The following is a 21,934-nucleotide window of genomic DNA, read 5'->3' as shown; positions in this document are numbered from 1 at the left end:
ATGAAAAAAATGCTGCAAACAGCACTCGCGTTATCGGTTTCATTGGCATTAGGCCACGCACACGCAGAGCAAACGGATGAAAAAAAATGGCAAGTTGATTCACCTAAAGGGCAATTTGTTGATGCATCTATTAGTGTAGAGCAAGGCACATGGATGAATGTCGATATAAGTCCTGACGGAGAAACCTTAGTATTTGATTTACTTGGCGATATTTACACCATGCCAATGAGTGGTGGTAAAGCGACTAAAATAACCTCAGACATTGCATGGCAAATGCAGCCGCGCTTTAGCCCAGATGGCAAGCACATTGCTTTTACATCAGATCAAGGCGGTGGTGACAATATTTGGATAATGGATGTTAACGGCGAAAACCAAACCGCCGTCACTGACGAAACATTTAGATTACTCAATAGCCCTGCGTGGAGCCCTGATGGCGATTATTTAGTTGCACGTAAGCATTTTACCGCCAGTCGCTCGCTAGGCGCAGGTGAGGTCTGGCTTTATCACAAAGCCGGCGGTAAAGGGGTGCAACTGACTAAACGTGAAAACGATCAAAAAGATTTAGGTGAACCCATGTTTTCACCGGATGGTCGGTATGTTTATTTTTCGCATGATGCAACCCCGGGTAAAACTTTTCATTATTCAAAAGACTCTGTTGCCGGTATTTATAAAATTAAGCGTTATGACCGTGAAACAGGCGACATAGAAACCATTATAAGTGGCATGGGCGGGGCAATCAGACCAACTCCGTCGCCAGATGGTAAAAAACTAGCGTACATAAAGCGTGATGACTTTCAAACCAGCCTGTACTTATATGATTTAACCAGTGGTGAGCATATTAAGCTATACGACAAGCTAGAGCGCGATATGCAAGAAACGTGGGCGATTCATGGCGTATATCCTACTATTGCGTGGACCCCAGATAACGAAGAGCTGGTATTTTGGGCTGGTGGCACCCTTCATAAACTCAATGTCGATGATAAATCAGTTAGCGATATTGCATTTAAAGTAGACACCACGAAAAAAATTCAAAAAGCAGTGCGTTTTACTCAAAATATCGACACTGATGAGTTTGATGTAAAAATGCTGCGTAATGTGCAAATTAGCCCTGACGGTGAAACCGCACTTTTTGAAGCATTGGGCTATATTTACAAGCGCGACTTAGAATCAGGAAAAATAAAGCGCTTAACTAAGCAAACCGATCATTATGAGTTATTCCCGCAGTATTCTCGTGATGGCAAAAACATTGTCTACACCACGTGGGATGATAACGAACAAGGCACCGTGCGTGTCGTCTCTGCACGCAGTGGTCGTGGCGACACTATTACACAAGAGCCGGGAAAATACGTAGAGCCAACATTTAGTCCAGATGGCAAAACCGTGGTGTATCGTAAAGCCAGCGGCGGCAGCATTTTAAACCCTAAGTGGTCACTGCATCCTGGGGTATACAGTGTTAGTGCTAAAGGCGGAAAAAGTGAGCTCATTTCTAAAAGTGGCTATCAACCTCAGTTTGGCAGTGCCAACGATCGTGTTTATATTATGAGCCCATGGCCTAAGCCGACATTAAGTGTGGTAGAGCTTGAAAGTAAAAAAGTACGTAAACTGTATGAGTCAGAGCACGCCACTGAATTTAGAGTCTCTCCTGATGGTGAGTATTTAGCTTTTGCTGAGCGCTTTAAAGTATTTGTTACTCCATTTGTAGAGCGCGGCAAAACGATAAATATTGGGCCCAAAGACAGTCAATTTCCAATTGAGCAACTATCTGTACGCGCCGGTGAAAACATTAGCTGGAGTGCCAACAGCAATAAACTGTATTGGACACTGGGGCCTGAGCTTTACCATGCCAGTTTAGAGGGTATGTTTGCTATTAATAAAGCAGATGATAAAGACGTTAAAGTAAAAAGCGGGACTAATATCGGCTTTAGTAAAAAAATGGCTGAACCGCAGGGCATGATTGCATTAACTGGCGCTAAAATTATTACCATGGAGGGTGAAAAGGTCATTGAAAATGGCGTTATTGTTACCGATGGCAAACATATCAAAGCCATTGGCACTGTTGCTGATGTGAGTATTCCTAAGGGGGCAAAGGTCATTGATGTAACAGGTAAAACAATTATGCCTGGCATTGTAGATGCCCATGCTCATGGCTCACAAGGCAGTGATGAAATTATCCCGCAGCAAAACTGGAAAAACTTAGCAGGTCTTGCGCTGGGTGTTACTACTATTCACGACCCATCAAACGACACCACTGAAATATTTACCGCGAGTGAAATGCAAAAAGCGGGGATGATCGTTGGTCCGCGTATTTTCTCTACCGGTACTATTTTATACGGCGCGAATATGCCTGGGTATACCTCGCATATTGATTCATTAGATGATGCTAAATTTCATTTAGAGCGCCTTAAAAAAGTGGGTGCGTTTAGTGTTAAATCTTATAACCAACCGCGCAGAGAGCAGCGTCAGCAAGTTATAGAAGCAGGGCGAATGCTTGAAATGATGGTAGTCCCTGAAGGGGGGTCATTATTACAACATAACTTGAGTATGGTAGTCGATGGCCATACAGGCATTGAGCATTCAATTCCTGTTGAACATATTTATGACGATATTAAGCAGCTATGGTCACAAAGTGATGTAGGTTACACACCTACATTGGTGGTTGCCTATGGCGGTATTTGGGGTGAAAACTACTGGTATGATAAAACGGACGTATGGAATCATCCACGTTTAAGTAAATTTGTGCCTAAAAACCAATTATTACCGCGCTCAATGCGCCGAGTTAAAGCACCCGATCATCACTATAATCACTTTAACAATGCTTGCGTAGCGGCTGAGTTACAAGATTTAGGTGTACTTGTTAATTTGGGTGCGCATGGCCAACGTGAGGGGTTAGGTGCGCATTGGGAAATGTGGATGTTTGCCCAAGGCGGCATGACGTCACTGGAAGCAATTAGAGCATCTACACTCGATCCGGCAAAATATTTAGGCCTAGATAAAAATGTGGGTTCATTAGAGGTCGGTAAACTGGCAGATTTAATGGTTATTGATGGCGACCCACTGAAAAACATTCGTGATTCAGACAAAATTGATTACACCATGATCAACGGCAGTTTGTTCGACGCAACCACCATGAACGAAGTAGGCAAAAAACAGCGTGAACCATTATTTTTTGAATAATGCAGCCATTTTTTAGTTAATAAGCGGCTATTTAGCCGCTTTTTTAATACTGTATTTACCTATTTAACCAACCGCTACTATCGCTTTTAAAATATTATCACTAGGTGGAGTCACTGTTACATCATGGATCACCCTCGCTCTACATATATAACCTTCCTTTAGAATAAGTAAGTGTTGCGTGGCTTCAATTGCTTTTTCTCTATTGTGAGCAAATTCAGGCGTTTCTAAAAGAGCTGATAGTATGATCTCAAAGTTCGCTTGCTTGTGCTGTTTGCAAAGTTTGGCAATAGGGTCGTTCTCTACAGGGTACTCAGCTGCAGTATTAATAAAAAAGCAGCCATTAAAACACCCTAACTCTGAAACCTCATTATTAATCCACTTTTTCAGTCCGGCAAAAATTGCCTGTGCGACTAACATAGCACTTGGTTGTATACATATTTTTTTAAGCCAAGCGTTAAAGCAGATGTCACGTGCGACTAAACAAGCACAAATAAGCGCGTCTTTGCTTTCAAAGTGCTTATATAAGGTTTTTTTTGCAATGCCCGATACAGCTAAAATTTCATTAATACCAACAGCGTGTATACCCTTTTTATAAAAAAGACTCAGTGCCGTACTGATTATTTGTTGTTTTTTATCCATGATATTCCAAATTTGAGCAGTAAAAACACAGCTTTACATAGGTAGACCGACTTGTCTATATTGCAGGTGTAGACAGGTCGGTCTACTTTTGAGGAGGTAATATGCATAGTGAGCAAATAAAGTCGGCATTAATCGCAGGTTTTTTTTCTACTTTTGTTTTGGGGTTTTTGGCGTGGCTAAATTATTTGGGTGATTACGGTATTTGGTTAATGGCGCTATTCGGCGCAGCAGCTGTACTTGTTTTTGGCGTATCGCAGAGCCCGTTAGCTATGCCAAAAAACGTAATAGGGGGGCATATGCTGACCGCAATGATTGGGGTTGTTTTTAGCTACTATAGTGCTGATAGTGCGATTATGATTGGGCTGGCTGTGGGTATTGCTATAACATTAATGATAATCACAAAAACTATTCACCCTGCTGCCGGCGCAAACCCTATCTTAATTATTGAGTCTGGCCAAAGTTGGGATTTTTTAATAATGCAAGTACTGGCAGGAACTGTATTTATAGTTTTGTCTGGCTTTGTTGCGAGGTGGTTTATTCAATACTTGATGGATAATAAATATAAAAAAACCGCTTAACGCGGTTTCTTTTATACAAAGCACTCAGCTGATCAAACAACACCGCGAGGTAGGCGGCAATCGTGATCTTTGCGAGCAAGCTCAACTATCCAAAGCTCTTCTGCTGTGTAGCCTTCTTCGTTTTGTGTGATCACGGTGAAAGGCGCTTTTTTCTGTGCTTTTACAGGAGCAGCTTTTTTAGTTTTTTTAGCAGGTGCTTTTACTGCAGCTTTTTTTGTAGACTTACCAGAGCTTAATTCTTTAGTCAGCTCTGCTACATCAGCTAGGCGCATGTTCTTGCCGCCATCAATGCTATACCAGCCAGGTTTAGTTGTTATTTCAGGTTTTTTACCGTTGGCAGCTTCATATGCAGCTTCAAAGGCAGATAACACTTCTGTTTTGTCTAGTTTGCTCATCAGAGACCCTATACGTTGTTTACACAGATAAAGAAGAGATATTTATACCTATTTTAGAACTGTTTTTCAATTTTTTGCGATTTTCCTTTCATTTTTAGCGCATAACCGCCAAAATTTGTACAAAATTCAGTGCAAAGTAAGGTAAGTAGTATGCAACGTAGAGAATTTAATCAATTATTAAACACCCTGTTAAAGCCAGAAACCATTAACGATTTTTGTCCAAACGGGCTTCAGGTAGAAGGTAAAGATGAGATACGCACCATAGTAACGGGTGTAACGGCAAGCCAAGCACTTATTGATGCCGCGATTGAAAATAATGCCGATGCCATTTTGGTACACCATGGCTATTTTTGGAAAGGCGAGTCACAACCTATCACTGGCATGAAAAAACGTCGTGTGGCTGCGCTTTTAGCTAAAGACATCAATTTATTTGCCTATCATTTGCCATTAGATATTCACCCTGAAATGGGTAATAACGCACAGCTGGCGCAATTGCTCGATATTGAAATTGAAGCAGGCCTTGAGCCAACTAACATCAGTGTAGCGATGAAAGGACGTTTAAAAACACCGTTAACGGGCAGTGAATTTGCTAAAAAAATAAGCCAAGTGCTTAAGCGCGAGCCACTAACGAGTTTAGTACGTACTGATAAAATTGAAACCATCGCTTTGTGTACAGGTGGCGGGCAAGGGTATATCGACTTAGCAGCCGAGCAAGGTATTGATGCTTACTTAACTGGTGAGGCATCAGAGCAAACCATTCACAGCTCACGCGAGCAAAATATCGACTTTTTTGCCGCAGGCCATCACGCCACCGAGCGCTACGGTATAAAAGCATTAGGCGAATATCTTGCTAAGCAACATGGCTTTGACGTGACATTTATTGACATAGACAATCCTGTGTAAACACCTAGCTTAAAAGTAATTTTATAAATAACCTACTTGTAACGTATTTAGGGTAGGTTATTTAAAATATAGCGTTCTAAATAGCTAATTTAGCAAACTATGGTAAGTCAGTATGTTGATTTTTTATATACCCGCATACCCTTTTATCCTTTTTGTGAGTTAATTATTTTTGGCTTTATACATCCAAAAAATTGAATAAACGTAATAGGTATCAACTTACGCTCAAAGCCACGATTACATCCATTCTTATATTGCAAAAAACACAGATCTTTCGCTGTACTTACCTCGTTTAAATTACAATGTTACTTTGCTTGCTACTAAGGTAGTTACTTTAAAGGAATGAAATGGAAGGGGTATTAGCTTTAATTGAGCAGTACGGGTTGTTGGTTTATCTGTTATTTTTTGGTTATTGTGCGTTAAAAAGTGGTTGGCTACCTTTGTTCGCAGGCTATGCTGCACATACTGGCGCACTAGATGTTGGTTTTGTTGCTTTGGCTGCTTTTATGGGTGGCTACTTGGGCGATGAATTACCCTTTGCTATAGCAAGAGCGTATGGCGCGGCATCGCTTGAAAAACCAGGCCGCCTTGGTCGATTATTTAAAACAGCCAGTGAGCTTGCTGAACGCCATGGCACAGCCTACATTTTTTTATATCGTTATCCTAAAGGATTACGCACGATTGGTGCCCTTCCCGTAGGGCTTAAAGCAATTAGTTGGCGCCGTTTTAGTGTGTTAAATGGATGCTCTGCACTGCTATGGGTTATTGTTTTAGTCGGTGGAGGCTACATTTTCGGTGCTACTTTTGATGCTTTAAGTGTTGAGAATTTAACAGCACTAAGTCTGCTACTTCTTTGCGTATTTTTAGTGACACTGTACCGGCTTTGGAATAAAACAGCTGAGGTTAAGACCCTCTAAGAATAACAAAACACCCAACGCTACTATAAACGAATATTCAGTTTGATTTTTTCATAACCCTCTGTGTAAAACGCAAATAATTGCGGTTTTTTAGGGGGAATTTACCCAGCGTAATAAGCGTTAACTTAATTAAAGTGCTTCAGGGTTAATTGTACGGCGTACATTTATCCACGCATTGCCAATAACTTCATGAGCATACTGGGTGACTACTAGTAGTGCTTTTGCATTGGGTATGAGTTGTTTATACCAAGGGAAAGCGGCAAAGTTGTGGTAGTCGGTTGCGGCAGGGATAACGTTAATGCCTTGCGCATTAAATAAATTTTTTGCTCTGGGCATATGGCTTACTGAGGTGACTAAAGCGACCTTGTAATCAACGAGTTTTGAGGCTAAAAGTTTTGCCTCTTGGGCGGTATCCATTGCGTTTGGATTTTGCACAATACGATTTTTATTAATACCTAAGCTAATTGCGGTTTTATACATTAACGCGCTGTTGGTGACTTTCTCATACCCCCCACCTGAAACAATCAGCTGCGCATGAGGATAAATGTTAGCAAGTCTCATTCCTTCCACCAAACGGGTTAACGCACAATTACCTAACTGACTGTTAGCACTCAATGCAGGGTTGGGGTTTATGTCACAGCCAAGCACCACAATTTTATCTAAATTGGGGTGTTTAAGATAATTAAATGCTAATGAGGTTGGTTGGCTATTTTTAATCAGTAAGTTGGCCACCAAAGGGGTGCTGGCAAGTAGCAAAGTTACAAGGCTCATTAAAGATAAAGCGATTGCGACTTTTCGTTGTTTGAGCGCAAAAATAAGTAATATTAGGCTTACTAAACCCAACAAAGGTAACGGCATGAGCAAGCCGCCCAGTATTTTTTTTAGTTCAAACATAATGAGCAACATGGTTAAGTATATTTATTAGCATGTTACTCATAAGTTTAAGGTTTATCGACCGTTATTTAATTTACAGGTGTTTAAAAAGTGACGATAAACTGGATTGTCTTTCATATCTTTTTTCATCGCTAAGTACATTGGACGAGTTAAACCAAGCGCGCCCAGTGGAATTGACTTAATTAACCCTTGGCTTTCATACGGGGTTACTAACCAATCGGGTAAGGCGGCCACACCCATACCTGCACTGACTAATTGAAATATAAGTAAACCTTGATCAACCGTCTTTAGCGTACCGTCAAAACGCGCATTTTGGATGAAATGCTTAAATATATCCTGGCGCTCACGCGGAATAGGGTAAGAAATAATAGTTTCGCTTTTCAAATCAAGCGCAGTTACATAGGCTTTTTTCGCTAAGTCGTGATCTGGTGCCACAATCAGTTTCAGCTTAAAGTCAAACAAATGGGCGTATTCGAGTTTGTCAGGGTCGCGAATATCTGATGTAAGCACGAGATCTAATTCATCATTTAATAAGTCTGGGATAGCGTCGTAACTAAAGCCACGCTCGTAATCAATTTTTATATCAGGCCAAAAGTTATTAAATTCTTTGATAGTAGGCAATAACCAATGAAAACAGGCGTGACATTCAACGCTTAAACGCAGCTGCGAAATAGGCTGGTTTAGGCTTTCTTTGAGTCGGCACTTGGTGGCTTCTAATTTAGGTAATATTTCGTGTGCTAATTCAAGTAATAACATACCTTGAGGTGTAAATCGGACTGGCTGAGTTTTACGCTCAAACAACTGGCAGTCTAATTTGTTTTCTAAATCTTTGATTTGATGTGATAAAGCTGACTGAGTTAAAAATAGTTCGCGGGCTGTATTGACGAGAGAACCCGTTTCTTTAAGGGTAGCAATTGTTTTTAAGTGTTTAATGTCAATCATCTTTAATAATTCTCAAGGGAAAAGTGAGTTTGGCTCAGATTGACTACATACTACGCCTTTACAAAAAACGTTTCAACGTCTAGATGGCTAAAATGATCTATTATTTACTAAAATATGCCCTTAAAGTTAAATTATCTAATGTGGGTACTTTAGTTGTTACTGGTTTGATGAGTTTGGCATGAGTTTAGCTCAAGTTGTATTGTTGGGTTATGCAGCGGCTATTAAAAGCGCGTTATGGGCAGGGCAGCTTAATAAATGGCACTGGTTTTTAAGAGGGATAAGTAATTATCACAACGCGCAATAACAGGTATGTTTTTAATGGGCTAAAGCTTAAAGAGCAACAACATGTTTTATTACTTCAAAACTAAGCGCTTAAATAAACGAATGGGTATTACGGGGCTTACTTTTTACACCTTTTTGGTTGTGAAAAAGTAAGCCTTTTGATAACAGCTACTACAGCGGTTTGTGGATAAGCTTAATGGCGTGTTGTGCTGTAACTGGTTTTGACTTTAAAAAGCCTTGCCCGTAATTACATTGGGTGGCTTGTAAAATACTTAGTTGCTCTTGGGTTTCGATTCCCTCAGCCACAACTTCAAAGTTTAGTGATTGCGCTAATGAGAGAATGGCCTCTACTAATGGGTTATTGGTTTTGTTGAGGTGATCGATAAAGCTTTTATCTATTTTTAAAATATGAATAGGTAATTGGTGTAAGTAACCAAGTGCTGAGTATCCAGTACCAAAGTCATCTAAGCATAACTTTACTTTAAGTGGGGCTAGCCCTTCTATTATTTGAGTTGCTAAATCAAGGTTAGCAATAAGCCCTGATTCAGTGATTTCTAAACACAACGACCCTAAAGGCAGTTGGTATTTATTATATAATGCGTGAACTTGGGCAACAAAGTCGAGGCTGGCAAAATGACGCGATGACACATTGACCGTTACTTTTAAAAAGCGATGCCCTAATGTGTGCCAGTGCGCAATATGTTGTGCAGCGAGGTCAAGCAAGTGCAAATCGAGGTTAATAATTTGCCCGGTGGTTTCGGCTATCGGAATAAATTCATTTGGTGGCACAAACCCTTTTTTGGGATGGTGCCATCTCACTAATGCCTCAAAGCCGACAACTTCGCTTGTCGCTATAGTAAAAATAGGTTGAAAATAAAGCTCAAATTCGTTGTGTTCAATGCCGTGTTGTAAGTCGTTTTCTATATCGGCATGTGTTTTGAGCTTTTTACGCATGGTGTTATTAAAAAACTTAACTTGGCCACGCCCGCTTGATTTAGCTTCGTACATAGCGGCATCGGCTTGCTGTAATAGCAAATAGGCTTTATCGTCGCTGCTTTCACTAAAGGCGATGCCAATGCTGGTTGATGCTTGCAATAAATGACTATCCACATTAAGTGGCTTAGCAAGGGCTGTGTTTATTCGTTTTAACGCTTCGCTAACCTGGTTTCTGTGCGTGATGTTTTCCATAAAAATAGCAAATTCGTCGCCACCAAGGCGTGCAAACGTATCAGTGTTTCTTACGGTGCCTTTTATTAGCTCACAAATTTTAATTAAAAAGTGATCGCCAACCTCATGGCCAAGCGAATCATTGATACTTTTAAATCGATCAAAATCTAAATAAAGCAAGGCATGGCTCGTGCCTTTTTTAACACGCGATAAACGCAAAATTGCATGTTTAATACGCTCAATAAGTAACGAGCGATTAGCTAGGCCTGTTAGCTCATCATGCAATGCTTTGTGTTCAAGCTCTTGCCTTGCAAGCTGCCTATCTATGGCCATACTAATTTGCCTACTCACGTAGGTTAAAAGAGCGCTGTCGTGTTCGTTGTAATGCAGCTTTTTATCGTAACTTTGAACAACAATTACACCGCTTATTCTATCATTTGCTTTAAAAGGCACACCTAGCCAAGATTCAGAAAGACGGCCAACAAGTTTAAAGTCGCCGTTATCTATATGTTGCTGATAATCGTTTTGATTTAATAGCAGTACACGGTCTGATTTTAGTAGGTAATACGAAGCTGTGTCTTTTAATTGCTCTTTTGATATTTTTTTGTGGGCGTGCGTTTGAATGCCTTCTTCAACGATGTAAACCAAATCGAGTATGTCTACTTGCTTATCGTAAAGGGCAATAAAAAAGTTATCTGCAGGAAGTAAGCTATTTATTATGCTGTGAAGAGACTCAAAAAAGGTATCTAGGTTACTGGCTTTATACGTTAAGTTAGCTATTTGCAGTAAGCTGTTTTCAAGCTTTTGCGCATCATTTAACTGTTTTACTGTGTGCTTTAAGCTATTGACCGTGTTTACTTGGTTTAGCTTAGCACTTAATAAATGTGCAACCGTGGTTAATATTTCTAGGTGGGCGTTTGTGAAGTAGTTTTTTATTGGATGTTCACAATCAATAACCCCTAAAACATGATCCTTGTATATAAGTGGAACGCACAACTCTGATTGAGCAGGGCGCTCATCAGCAATGTAGCGAGGGTCTTGTGTTACATCGCCAATAATAATAGCTGTGCCTGTACGGGCAACATAACCGGTTATACCTTCGTTAAAGCCAATAACTTTGCGCTCTGCTTGGTATTCGTCCCTGGCGTGGGTTATGCCCATAGAAGCGACTTGATTTAGCTGTAAACGTGTTTCATCAGCCAGGTAAATAACACAATCAACAAACCCAAGGCGGTTTACTACTTGAGTGGTTACATAGTCAAATAACTCTTCTAGGGTATCGAGCTGTAATAAGCTTGAGGAAAACTGATTTATTATGCTGAGCTGTTCAGTTTTAACTTCGAGCGCTTTATAGGTATCGATATGATTCGACATAGGGTAATTTTATTCTTTTTATTTATGTTAGCACTGGCAAGTTAACATAAATAAAAAGCATGTTCAAAATAAAACGCTTAAACGAGTGTAATCGTCGTTAAACTTAAACCCAATAGCATTTTGCAGCACTCATAGAGGGGAATAGTTTAGATAACACTTTACTAGATCTTTCCATATGCCTATGATCGGATAAATTCAGCCGTGGAAAAAAGTAATGAGCATTAATACCGATTCAAAAAACACATTAACCATAACTCGTCCTGATGATTGGCATGTCCATTTACGTGATGGTGAGCAACTTAAAGATACAGTACGTGATATTAGCCGCTACATGGGCCGCGCCATCATAATGCCAAACCTTGTACCGCCAGCCACGTGTACTGAAACCGCATTATCGTACCGAGAGCGCATTATGGCAGCGAAACCTCAAGGGCAGTTTGAGCCACTAATGGTACTTTATCTTACTGATAAAACGACACCAGAAGAGATAAAAAAGGCAAAAGCAACGGGTAAAATATTTGCAGCTAAATTGTATCCAGCGGGTGCAACCACAAATTCAGATTCTGGCGTAACATCGGTTAAAAATATTTATCCGGTGTTAAAAGCAATGCAAGAAGTTGGCATGCTGTTACTCGTCCATGGTGAAGTAACCGACTCGTCTATTGATATATTTGATCGTGAAAAAGTGTTTTTAGAAACTATTCTAGGCGATGTTGTCGCTGACTTCCCTGAGCTTAAAATTGTTCTTGAACACATAACAACGAAAGATGCGGTAGAATTTGTAGAAAGTGCCTCTGATAACGTAGCCGCTACAATTACTGCGCATCATTTACTATACAACCGTAACCATATGTTAGCAGGGGGCATTCGCCCACATTATTATTGCTTACCTATATTAAAGCGAAACATTCATCAGCAAGCACTTATGGCGGCGGCAACGAGTGGCAATAAAAAATTCTTTTTAGGCACTGATTCAGCGCCACATTATAAAGATAAAAAAGAAGCTGCATGCGGTTGTGCAGGTGCTTACACTGCACATGCTGCTATTGAACTTTATGCTGAAGCTTTTGAAGAGGCTGGTGCGCTTGATAAGTTAGAGGGCTTTGCAAGCCATTTTGGTCCAGATTTTTATGGCTTAGCACGTAACACCGACACTATTACCTTAGAAAAATCGCCTTGGACAGTGCCGGCAAGCTACTCGTTAGGTGACTCTGAAGTAGTACCAATCAAAGCTGAGAGCGTTATTGACTGGCAAGTTAAATAGTAATATTTAAACACTAAACTTTAAACCACCTTAAATTCAAGGTGGTTTTTTATTTTAAGTGGCTAAAAAACATACTGATAAAAACTATTTTAAAGCAATTGTAATCTGTTTATAAAAAATACAATGTTTTGCTTGTTATTTTCTATAAAAATTAAAAGGTTACACCGTAGTTAGTAAAACAATGAAACTTCAAAAATAAATCCTAATTAATAGAGCTAAAAAAATTTTAATGTGTTAATCTTAATTGGCTTTGAGTTTTTGCGTATTGAATTACGGTATTGTGCTGCGTTTAAGGTTACCGGTTTGGTTATTACTTCTTCCTGTACTATCACCTCCAGTTTTTTGGGCATTGACTCAGGGAGGATATTGCCATAATTATATGGCTGAATTTTAATTATTGACTTACAGGAAAATTTAGTATGTCGGTTACTGGTAAAGTAAAATTTTTCAACGAAGCTAAAGGCTTTGGTTTCATTGAACAAGAAAATGGTCCTGACGTGTTTGTACATTTCAGCGCAATCACTGGTTCTGGTTTTCGCACTCTTAGCGAAGGTCAAACAGTGACTTTCAGCATCAAGCAAGGTCAAAAAGGCCCTGAAGCTGAGAACGTAGAAGTAGCATAATTTATTATGTGAACCTAAGTTTATCGTGGTGAAACACTAACCTGTTTCACCATAATTCTTAAATAATTATCAACTCTATTTTTAATTTCTCTGTATTGCCTTTCATTTCTGATATCCGTTATTCATATTTTTAACTCCGATATACCAAATTAAACTTAAACCTTTATGGCTAGTCCGTTGTTGGCCAATGATCGCCTAGCGATTTAAATTTAGTCTACTGCTTGATGTAAGTTTAATTATATTGAGTTCATTAAAGTGCGTAAGATTGATATTTCTCCATGGAAAAATATAAAAAATCGGCAGGATATTAATGATCAGTAGAAACAAAAAACACAGGTGTTAATAAAAATGATTCTTTGTAATCTATTTCCCCTCCTTTGTATTGCTTTTTAGATAATCGGCACGTCCTTATTACTATGCGACGAATGCGCGAATAATAACGATTAGCTGTATTTTTAGCTTAAAAAGTCTCAAAAACCACTAAAAAAGAATATTCGGGACAGAAAATAAGCTTATTTTTAATTTTTTTTCAGCCACGATTAAGTTAATTTTAAATGTTATATTTTTGTTTACTTTAACTAGGTGGTTTATCAGTATTCTTACTATATCTGGCTTTGCTGAAATTGCATTTGTCACGTTGGTTACGATAATGTTAATTTTTTTGTGTGAGCCCTTTAAATATCTTACAAACAAGCTGATTTATTTATAGGTTATGCGAAACATGAAGTTGACATGACTTAATGCATTTAGCATTATTGGTAAGTTGATATCTATTAAAAGATATCAGGGTTGTCTTCCCCTTGCGGGTTGATAATTAAATTATAAAAGTAACATTACTTAATTGGTTGGGAACTATGTCTGTTAAAATCAGAAAGAGTCTTGTAGCAACTGCGTTGGTTGGCGCTTTTGCATTTGCAAGCAGCAATGTGATTGCAGATCCTTTGAATGACGTGCAAAAAGCAGGTCAAACAATTCAAAAGGCTGCGGTTAAGTCTCAAACTAAAATTGACAATGTATATGGTCAAACTCAGGAGCTAATCGCTGAGTACCGTAGCATCGTTGATGAGACTGAACTTATGAAAGTGTACAACGATCACGTAGCACGTTTGGTCGCTGACCAAAATGCGTCTATCGCATCGTTCGATCGTCAAATCGCGACTATCGATAACACTAAACAAAACGTTGTGCCTTTGATGTATCGCATGATCGATACGCTTGAGCAATTCATCAAAGCGGACGTTCCATTTAACCTTGAAACTCGTCTTGGACGTGTTGAAAGATTACGTGAGATCATGGCATCTGCATCTGTAACAACGTCTGAGAAGTTCCGTCAGGTACTTGAAGCGTACACTGTTGAAACAGCATACAGTTCAGCTGTAACTGCTTCTCAAGGTACTTTAGATGTTGATGGTCGTAGCATTAACGTTGATATCGGTCGTTTAGGTCGTATCACTTATGTAGCGCAATCATTCGATCTAAAACACGCTTGGGTGTGGGATAACAACACTAAACAGTGGAAAGAATTAGGCGAAGAATACCTAAAACCTGTTAAAGAAGTGATCCGTATGGCGCGTAAGCAAGCCACACTAGAACTTGTTAAACTACCAATTTTTGGCGCGGAGTAATCAATAATGAAGAAACTATTTAAAGGTTTTGCTGTTGCAGCAGTACTGTCTGTTTCTGCCGGTACCGCGCTTAATGCACATGCAAATACTGATGCTTTAGATAAAATTCTTGAGCAAGTAAAGCAAGAGCGTATCTCTGAAGGAAAAATCAATAAGCAACGTGAACAAGAGTTCTTGTCAGATCGTGCTGATAAGCAAGCGTTACTTAACAAAGCGAAAAGCCAATTAGCTGCTGAAAAAGCACGTGGTGATCGTCTTAGCAAAGAATATGCACAAAACGAAAATACTTTAGCGGAAAAAGAGCAAGCTCTTCAAAACGCGCAAGGTACGTTAGGTGAAATGTTTGGTGTTGTTCGTCGTGCAGCAGCTGACGCGATTGGTTCAATTGAAGCATCTTTAGTAAGTGCTGAAAAACCAGGTCGTGCTGAAGTACTTCGTTCATTAGCTGCGGCTAAAGAACTTCCAACAGTTCGTGAGTTAGAAGAACTTTGGATTTCACTTCAAACAGAAATGACTGAGTCAGCTAAAGTTTCAACGTTTGAAACTGAAGTTGCAGGTCTTGACGGTAACCCGTCAATGAAAAAAGTAACACGTATCGGTAACTTCAACTTAGTTACAGACGACGGCTACTTAATCTACTCACCAGAGACTAAATCTATCCAGCCTCTAGGTAAGCAACCTGACAGCTATATCCTTAAAGGTATTTCTGATCTAGAAGGTACTTCAGCTGATAACTACGCTGGCGTATTCGTGGATCCTACACGTGGTGCAATTTTACGTATCAACACGCAGAAGAAGTCTCTTATGGAGTACTACGAGCAAGGTGCTGAAGTTGGTTACATCATCACCGTATTGCTTGCTGTAGGTCTTTTAATCTTCTTAGTACGTTTCGTTGATTTAGCGCTTACTACTTCTAAGATCAAAGCTCAGCTTAAGAACTTGTCTACACCGAATACAAACAACCCATTGGGTCGTATTCTTAAAGTGTACTCTGACAACAAAAATCAAGATGTTGAAAACCTTGAGCTTAAACTTGATGAAGCGATTCTACGTGAAACGCCACGCATCGAGGCGGGTATTAACATCATCAAGATCCTTGCTGCTATCGCACCATTACTAGGTCTACTAGGTACGGTAATCGGTATGATCCTAACGTTCCAAACAATCACATTGTTCGGTACGGGCGATCCGAAGATCATGGCTGGTAACATCTCTCTAGCACTTGTAACTACAGCGCTAGGTCTAATTGCAGCACTACCACTTATCCTACTTCATTCAATTGTTGCAGGTCGTAGTAAGTCGGTACTACATATCCTTGATGAGCAAAGCGCGGGTATCATCGCGACTCACGCGGAGAAGGAGAAAGCCTAATGCTAGTCCTGATGGAGATCTGGGAATCTATCAGGGATTTTGTTGGCACAGGCGGCCAGGTTTTATACGTGGTCGCGATAGCACTCTTTCTTATGTGGGTTTTAATGATTGAGCGCTATTGGTTCTTACTTGCTGAGTTTCCTCGTTTAACGAAGGAAATTGTAGCTAAGTGGGATGCCCGCCAAGACACTACGTCTTGGTACGCACACAGAATCCGTGAAGCATGGATTTCTGAAGCGTCTGAAAAATTAGATCAGCGTATGTTGTTGATTAAAACATTAGTAGCTGTATGTCCTTTAATAGGCTTACTTGGCACTGTTACGGGTATGATCGCGGTTTTTGAAACCATGGCAACCCAAGGTACAGGTAATGCACGTTTAATGGCATCAGGCATATCAATGGCAACAATCCCAACAATGGCTGGAATGGTTGCGGCACTATCTGGGGTATTCTTTAGCTCACGCCTTGAGGCAAGAGCGAGAATGGTGAAAGCCAAACTTGTAGATAGTATGCCTCATCACTAGAGAGAGAATTAAATATGGCACGTAAACAACGTTTTCGTGAAGAAGAAGAAGCAGCGGTAGATATGACGCCAATGCTTGACATCGTATTTATCATGCTTATTTTCTTTATCGTAACTACATCGTTCGTTAAAGAGGCTGGTATCGAGGTCAATAAACCAAAAGCTGCCCAAGCTACGAAGCAAAAAAATGCTAACATTTTTATTGCAATTCGCAGTGACGGAGCAATCTGGATTGATAAACAGCAAGTTGATGTTGAACGTGTTTCAGCAAAAATCGAAAGTTTATTAGCAGAACAACCTACTGATGTTGTAATTTTGCAAGCTGATAAAGAAGCAAAACACGGCACAGTGGTTAAAGTGATGGACCAGATTAAAGCGACGGGTGATAACCTGAGAATTTCAATAGCTGGAGATCAGTAATGATTCGTTTTCTGTTTTCACTGATTGCAGGTGGGGCAGTTACTTTCGGCTTGTTCTACTTCATGGCATACCTCATCTCTGGTGGGGCTGACCGTAATACGGAACAAAAAGAGCAGATCATAGTCGAAATTATGACGAATCCGCCTGAATCTAAGGTGCAGGAGAGGAAGCGTGTACCGCCTCCGCCTCCGCCACCGCCAAAGCAGCCGCCTAAACCGCAGCCGCCACAGCCGGAAAATAGCAACCCAAATACTGGTGGCTTGTCATTTAATATGCCAAGTATCGATGTGGGAAGCACGGCCGGTGGACTAAGTGGTCCAGGTGCATTTGGACGAGATGGTGATGCGACACCTATCGTTCGTATTGAACCAAAATATCCAACACAAGCAGCACGTGATGGTAAAGAAGGTTGGGTTCAACTTTCGTTCACAATTGATGAGTTAGGTGGCGTGATTGACGTTGATGTTATCGACGCAGATCCAAAACGTATCTTTGACCGTGAAGCTAAACGTGCATTGCGTAAGTGGAAATACCGTCCTAAGATCATTGACGGGAAACCACAAAAGCAAGTTGGTTTACAAGTTCAACTAGACTTTAAACTTAACCAAGGCAACTAAGGAGGCGAGTAATGAGAAATTTTTCTAAAGTAACTGCACTTGCAATTCTTATGTCTGTGTCAGGTGCATCATTAACTGCACCTGTTTTAGCGGCGCCAGATTACGCAAAGATTGAAGAGCGTAAGAAAGCAAAAACTAAAATCATGGGCGAACGTACTGGTAAAAAAGTAATTAAAGCGTTTGATTTGTATAACGAAGATGATGTTGATGGTGCAATAGCGTTATTGAAAGAGTTAGATCCGTCTAATGACTTTGATAAAGCAACTGTTAATCGTTACTTAGGCAGCATGTACGCTCAAAAAGAGCAATACAAAGTTGCAATTAAGTATATGAAAGCAGCGATTGCACCGGATGTATTGAACTTTGCTGATCAGGCTCAAGGTTTAAAAACCTTGGGCGATATGTATGCGGGTACTGAACAATACAGTGCTGCCAAGCAAGCATATTCTGATTGGATGGACTTCACAGGTGAAGAGGACCCGAAAGTTTACACTCGTATTGCGCAAGCAAGCTATGAGCTTAAACAATTTGATCAGGTTCTTGAACCGGCAAACAAAGCAATTAAGTTATCTGAAGAGCCAAATAAAGCTCCTTATCAACTTAAATTAGCTGCCTATTTTGAGAAAAAGCAATATCAAGATATGGTTAAAGTTGCAGAAGAAATTGTTCGTGTATGGCCTGAAGACAAAAAGTCTTGGGTAGGTTTAGGTAAGTATTATTTACAAACCGAAGACTACCAAAAAGGTCTAGCAACTATGGAAGTTGCATACAAGAATGGTTACTTCGAAAACGAAGTTGAATACAAAGTACTGGCTAACTTTTATTCTTTAAACGAAATTCCTTACAAAGCAGCAGTAACGCTTGAAAAGGCTGTTAAAGAAGAGAAAGTAAAACGCACTAAGCAAAATATTAGCGCGATTGCTAGTAACTACCATCGTTCGAAAGATATAGAGAAAGCTGCTAAGTATTACGAAGAAGCTGCTAAATTTGATGACGACGCTGAGCTCTACCGCAAAGCAGGTTCATTACTTTTACAATCTGAAAAATTCAGCGCTGCTGTTGTTCGTTTGAACAAAGCATTAGAGCTTGGCTCTGATAAAAAAGGCACTATTTATTCAGATTTAGCTGAAGCGTTTTACTACCAAGGTAAGTATAAGCAAGCTTATGCTGCTATTACTAAAGCCATGGACGACCCAAGCACACGTAGGTTTGCTAAAGGTTGGGCTACATATATTAAAGATAAAGCCGCTCGCAACGGTGTTAAAATTTAGTATTTAATGTACTCTAGTATTTTTAAAAAGCCCCATTGGGGCTTTTTTTATTGGGATTGACATGAAAAAAACGCCTATTATTTCACTGCTATTTTGTTTGCTATTAACGTCTTGCTCTAAGCCTACGGATATATTTTCATCTTATGAAGAAGCGCAAAGCGCGTTAATATCACTTAATACGGCTTTAAGTGCGCAGCCGAATTCACAGGTTACACAGCTCAGTAATGAGCAGCTCCCTTTTACAGATGCTTATTTAGAGCGTCGCCACGCTATTTATCAGCAGCTAATGCAAATGCAGTTATCAGCAGAGCAAACCAATCAGGTTAATTATTTAGTTATTGCTGAGCGATTCCCAGAGCGCTATTTTGCATGGCCTGCACAAACAAATGTTTTGGCTAATATGCTCACTATGGCGAAAAATGATGCCCAGTATAAAAATATTGAGCAATGGTTAAGGTTTGTAAAATCTCAGCTAGAAGCTGCCGAGCAAAGTAATTTAAAGCTAAATAAAGTTGAACATAGTTATTTAAAAAAGTACGTGCAACAAGCCATAAATCGCACTAACACACCGGTTGAACTTAATGCAGCGTTGAGTGAGTTAAACAATTATTTGGCGGACTATAAGCCAAGAGGCAGCATTGGTTTATCAGGCCTTGCTAATGGCAGTCAGTGGTATCAAAGTAAATTAAATTATTTTGCAAATGCTGTGCTCTCACCGCTTGAGTGGCTAAGTCGTATTGATAGCAAATTCAAATCAATGCAGAGTCAAAAACAGCAAACAACGGTAGAAGCCTCAAATGCCTCACAGCTTACCACATTACTTTTAACTGATTCGAAAATAGCGGGTTTAGACTGGTTAACGGGTTATACGCTATTACCTCTGAGGGCTAACGCTTCACAATTAGAACCAGCCGATGAATTGCTCTATATGGCTATGATGGAAACTGATCTAGGGGTGCATTATCACGCTTGGACATTGTCACAAGCACGCTTAAATTTACTTAAACGATTAAACATAAGTGAAGAGGAAGCGACTTTATTAGTTGAAGATATTCTTTTTTATCCAGGGCAAGCGTTTAGTTTTGCTCCACAACTACTTAATTAAACTTTAGTGCGCTATTAACTAGCGCACTGATCACATCGCTGCGCTGCTGGGTCTTGCTCTAAGCGCTGCGCTGATATTTTTTCCTCACAGTCGCAACAGTAACCATACTGGCCAATGTCAATTTGGCTTATTGCCGCTTCAAGCTTATTCATACGCTCAATCAAGAGATTATACTCGGTGCCTAATTGCTGAGCTGCTATATCAAGCCACTCTTCATTTGAGGTACGGGTTAGTATACAAAGCAAATTTTGATGTGTAGGGTGTGTAGATTGTGATAGCAAGCTTAATATAGTCGCTTTAACACTTTCAATTTCATCGTTTAGTCGTTGCTGATGATGCATTAGCAGTATAACCCTTAAATTAGTACTCAGTGATACTGCTATTATCTAGTTAGATTATCTTAGATGTTATGATTTGTATCAAATTGTGGCGCTTTCGCATACTTCTTTAACACTTCGGCTACTTCATCCTTGGCTTTTAAACGACGAATTTCATCAAATAATAGTCCTGCTTGTGGATATTGGCGTTTTAAATAACCAAGCCATTGTTTTGTTCGAGATGCAAAGTATTTAGTATCTTTGCTTGCTGTTTGGTGCATAGATGAATGAATAATATGGTGTAAAATATTTTCCCATGTCAGTTCACTGTAGCTTTCTTTATTAACCTGCGCTTTAATTTTTCTTGCTAGATCAGGATGTGAAAGCGCGCCACGACCAATCATTAAGTCAGTGCAACCGCTGCGCTTTTGGCATAAAAGGGCATCTTCTACCTGCCAAATCTCCCCATTGGCGACCACTGCAATTTTTTTATCTTTGACCAAAGGAGGGATTTTTTCCCAATAGGCGGGTGGATTGTAGCCATCGCGTTTAGTACGTGCATGTATAGCAATGCTGTTAGCACCAGCGCTAACAACGGCATCGACAATTTCTTGGCTGTTACTATCATCATCAAAACCTAAGCGAATTTTAGCACTTACTTCATGCTCATCATCAACGGCATCCCTTACCGTTTTTATAATCGAGTACATATGATCTGGATCTTTGAGTAATACAGCACCGCCTTTGCTTTTATTGACAGTTTTTGCTGGGCAACCAAAGTTTAAATCAACACCATGAGAGCCTAAGCCAACTGCTTTTACTGCATTTTCAGCAAGGGTTTCAGCTACTTGGCCTAATAACTGAATGCGAACTGGAGTACCACTACGAGTGAGCCCCGCATTTTTAAGTTCAGGGCAATAACGGTGAAATACTTTATCTGGAAGGCAAGTATCTACAACACGGATAAATTCGGTCACACAAAGATCGAAGCCACCTATGTCGGTGAGTAGTTGGCGCATTTTAAAGTCAACGACACCTTCCATCGGTGCTAAAACAAGTTTCATAGTGTGATTAATTTATTACTGAAAAAGAGCGCCAGTTTACCTGTAAATCATAAATTGATAAAACGCTTATTAGGGTTTATAGTTAGTTTACTAAGTTATTTTTGAAAAAATAGATAATGTGAAAGTTTTTAGTTTTATGCAGGTCTACTTGTATAATGATGTTCAACAAGTTTAGAAGGTAATAAAAAATGAATACAATAAAGAAAAATTCAATTGCATTAACACTCGGCGCAGTGGTTGTTGGCAGTGCAAGTATGGCCAGTGCAGATGTACAAGCCAACCCATTTGAATTTCAACAAATGGTAGCTGGTTATCAATTAGACGCTGGTGAAGGCAAGTGCGGCGAAGGTAAATGTGGCGGCGACGCTAAAGCGAAAAAAGAAGGCAAGTGCGGCGAAGGTAAATGCGGCGGTGATGCTAAAGCGAGTCACGGGGGCGGGTGGGGGGTGGCGGGGGGGGGGGGCAGTCTGGC

The 21,934-nt window shown here is 40.0% G+C and carries 22 protein-coding genes; 15 read left to right on the top strand and 7 right to left on the bottom strand.

The annotated features are described in order from the left end of the window. The gene (locus CWC14_RS10905) at window positions 1-3,174 is read left to right on the top strand and encodes an amidohydrolase family protein (protein WP_138562899.1); all 3,174 of its coding nucleotides are present in this window, start codon (window positions 1-3) and stop codon (window positions 3,172-3,174) included. 63 nt (window positions 3,175-3,237) lie between these two features. Here the strand turns inward: CWC14_RS10905 and CWC14_RS10900 are convergent, their stop codons facing one another. Then, window positions 3,238-3,813, bottom strand: coding sequence for a TetR/AcrR family transcriptional regulator (locus CWC14_RS10900; protein ID WP_138562897.1), 576 nt, complete (start codon window positions 3,811-3,813; stop codon window positions 3,238-3,240). A 101-nt stretch (window positions 3,814-3,914) separates the two neighbouring features. Between CWC14_RS10900 and CWC14_RS10895 the strand changes: the two genes are divergently transcribed. Next, the gene (locus CWC14_RS10895) at window positions 3,915-4,391 is read left to right on the top strand and encodes an HPP family protein (RefSeq protein ID WP_138562895.1); all 477 of its coding nucleotides are present in this window, start codon (window positions 3,915-3,917) and stop codon (window positions 4,389-4,391) included. Between the two features lie 32 nt (window positions 4,392-4,423). Here CWC14_RS10895 and CWC14_RS10890 read toward each other — a convergent pair whose 3' ends face one another. Then, entirely contained in the window at window positions 4,424-4,786 is a 363-nt protein-coding gene (locus CWC14_RS10890; RefSeq protein WP_008114254.1) for a hypothetical protein, read from the bottom strand. A 150-nt stretch (window positions 4,787-4,936) separates the two neighbouring features. On the opposite strand from CWC14_RS10890, the gene CWC14_RS10885 reads away from it, so the two are divergent. Together CWC14_RS10885 and CWC14_RS10880 are read left to right on the top strand one after the other, a co-directional pair. After that, complete coding sequence (locus CWC14_RS10885; RefSeq protein WP_008114252.1) at window positions 4,937-5,689, top strand: Nif3-like dinuclear metal center hexameric protein; 753 nt, start codon at window positions 4,937-4,939, stop codon at window positions 5,687-5,689. Window positions 5,690-6,033: 344 nt separating this feature from the next. Further along, window positions 6,034-6,603 carry a DedA family protein gene (locus CWC14_RS10880; RefSeq protein WP_138562893.1) on the top strand — a complete coding sequence of 190 codons (570 nt, stop codon included), beginning with the start codon at window positions 6,034-6,036 and terminating at the stop codon, window positions 6,601-6,603. Between the two features lie 129 nt (window positions 6,604-6,732). Here CWC14_RS10880 and CWC14_RS10875 read toward each other — a convergent pair whose 3' ends face one another. Both CWC14_RS10875 and CWC14_RS10870 read right to left on the bottom strand, forming a co-directional pair. Next, entirely contained in the window at window positions 6,733-7,497 is a 765-nt protein-coding gene (locus tag CWC14_RS10875) for a YdcF family protein (protein WP_249928741.1), read from the bottom strand. Between the two features lie 54 nt (window positions 7,498-7,551). Then, window positions 7,552-8,439: a LysR family transcriptional regulator gene (locus CWC14_RS10870; protein WP_008114241.1), complete on the bottom strand. Its 888-nt coding sequence runs from the start codon at window positions 8,437-8,439 to the stop codon at window positions 7,552-7,554. A gap of 178 nt (window positions 8,440-8,617) precedes the next feature. Between CWC14_RS10870 and CWC14_RS19930 the strand changes: the two genes are divergently transcribed. Further along, window positions 8,618-8,743 carry a hypothetical protein gene (locus CWC14_RS19930; protein ID WP_008114243.1) on the top strand — a complete coding sequence of 42 codons (126 nt, stop codon included), beginning with the start codon at window positions 8,618-8,620 and terminating at the stop codon, window positions 8,741-8,743. A gap of 149 nt (window positions 8,744-8,892) precedes the next feature. On the opposite strand, the gene CWC14_RS10865 is transcribed toward CWC14_RS19930, so the two are convergent. Beyond that, window positions 8,893-11,262: a GGDEF domain-containing protein gene (locus tag CWC14_RS10865; RefSeq protein ID WP_138562889.1), complete on the bottom strand. Its 2,370-nt coding sequence runs from the start codon at window positions 11,260-11,262 to the stop codon at window positions 8,893-8,895. Window positions 11,263-11,476: 214 nt separating this feature from the next. Here CWC14_RS10865 and pyrC point away from each other — a divergent pair, with 214 nt between their 5' ends. From pyrC to CWC14_RS10820, 9 genes are all read left to right on the top strand, one after another. Then, window positions 11,477-12,526: a dihydroorotase gene (gene pyrC / locus CWC14_RS10860; protein WP_138562887.1), complete on the top strand. Its 1,050-nt coding sequence runs from the start codon at window positions 11,477-11,479 to the stop codon at window positions 12,524-12,526. A gap of 419 nt (window positions 12,527-12,945) precedes the next feature. After that, window positions 12,946-13,149, top strand: a complete 204-nt coding sequence (locus CWC14_RS10855; RefSeq protein WP_138562885.1) for a cold-shock protein — start codon at window positions 12,946-12,948, stop codon at window positions 13,147-13,149. Window positions 13,150-14,003: 854 nt separating this feature from the next. Then, entirely contained in the window at window positions 14,004-14,774 is a 771-nt protein-coding gene (locus CWC14_RS10850) for a DUF3450 domain-containing protein (protein ID WP_013465204.1), read from the top strand. A 6-nt stretch (window positions 14,775-14,780) separates the two neighbouring features. After that, window positions 14,781-16,145, top strand: a complete 1,365-nt coding sequence (locus tag CWC14_RS10845; protein WP_138562883.1) for a MotA/TolQ/ExbB proton channel family protein — start codon at window positions 14,781-14,783, stop codon at window positions 16,143-16,145. Further along, window positions 16,145-16,669, top strand: coding sequence for a MotA/TolQ/ExbB proton channel family protein (locus CWC14_RS10840; RefSeq protein ID WP_010388565.1), 525 nt, complete (start codon window positions 16,145-16,147; stop codon window positions 16,667-16,669). The genes CWC14_RS10845 and CWC14_RS10840 overlap by 1 nt, the downstream gene beginning before the upstream one ends. 14 nt (window positions 16,670-16,683) lie before the next feature. After that, a complete protein-coding gene (locus tag CWC14_RS10835) occupies window positions 16,684-17,088 on the top strand; it encodes an ExbD/TolR family protein (RefSeq protein WP_006792384.1) in 405 nt (134 codons plus the stop codon). Further along, on the top strand, window positions 17,088-17,705 hold the full coding sequence (locus tag CWC14_RS10830) for an energy transducer TonB (protein WP_008109338.1): 618 nt from the start codon (window positions 17,088-17,090) through the stop codon (window positions 17,703-17,705). Before CWC14_RS10835 ends, CWC14_RS10830 begins: the two co-directional genes overlap by 1 nt. Before the next feature lie 11 nt (window positions 17,706-17,716). Next, complete coding sequence (locus tag CWC14_RS10825; RefSeq protein ID WP_028835054.1) at window positions 17,717-18,976, top strand: tetratricopeptide repeat protein; 1,260 nt, start codon at window positions 17,717-17,719, stop codon at window positions 18,974-18,976. 61 nt (window positions 18,977-19,037) lie between these two features. Continuing rightward, a complete protein-coding gene (locus tag CWC14_RS10820; RefSeq protein WP_013465199.1) occupies window positions 19,038-20,081 on the top strand; it encodes a hypothetical protein in 1,044 nt (347 codons plus the stop codon). Window positions 20,082-20,095: 14 nt separating this feature from the next. On the opposite strand, the gene CWC14_RS10815 is transcribed toward CWC14_RS10820, so the two are convergent. Continuing rightward, window positions 20,096-20,422 (bottom strand): TraR/DksA family transcriptional regulator, encoded by a 327-nt coding sequence (locus tag CWC14_RS10815; RefSeq protein WP_138562881.1) that lies wholly within the window; start codon window positions 20,420-20,422, stop codon window positions 20,096-20,098. Between the two features lie 59 nt (window positions 20,423-20,481). Next, entirely contained in the window at window positions 20,482-21,462 is a 981-nt protein-coding gene (locus tag CWC14_RS10810) for a tRNA-dihydrouridine synthase (RefSeq protein WP_138562879.1), read from the bottom strand. Between the two features lie 188 nt (window positions 21,463-21,650). On the opposite strand from CWC14_RS10810, the gene CWC14_RS10805 reads away from it, so the two are divergent. Continuing rightward, a partial coding sequence (locus tag CWC14_RS10805) for an HvfA family oxazolone/thioamide-modified RiPP metallophore (protein WP_502705421.1) occupies window positions 21,651-21,934 on the top strand: 284 nt, incomplete at its 3' end.

Source organism: Pseudoalteromonas sp. S3260 (assembly GCF_005886925.1).
Lineage (GTDB): Bacteria > Pseudomonadota > Gammaproteobacteria > Enterobacterales > Alteromonadaceae > Pseudoalteromonas > Pseudoalteromonas tetraodonis.
The sequence above is the reverse complement of the archived record's forward strand: the minus strand, read 5'-3'. Positions and strand labels throughout refer to the sequence as shown.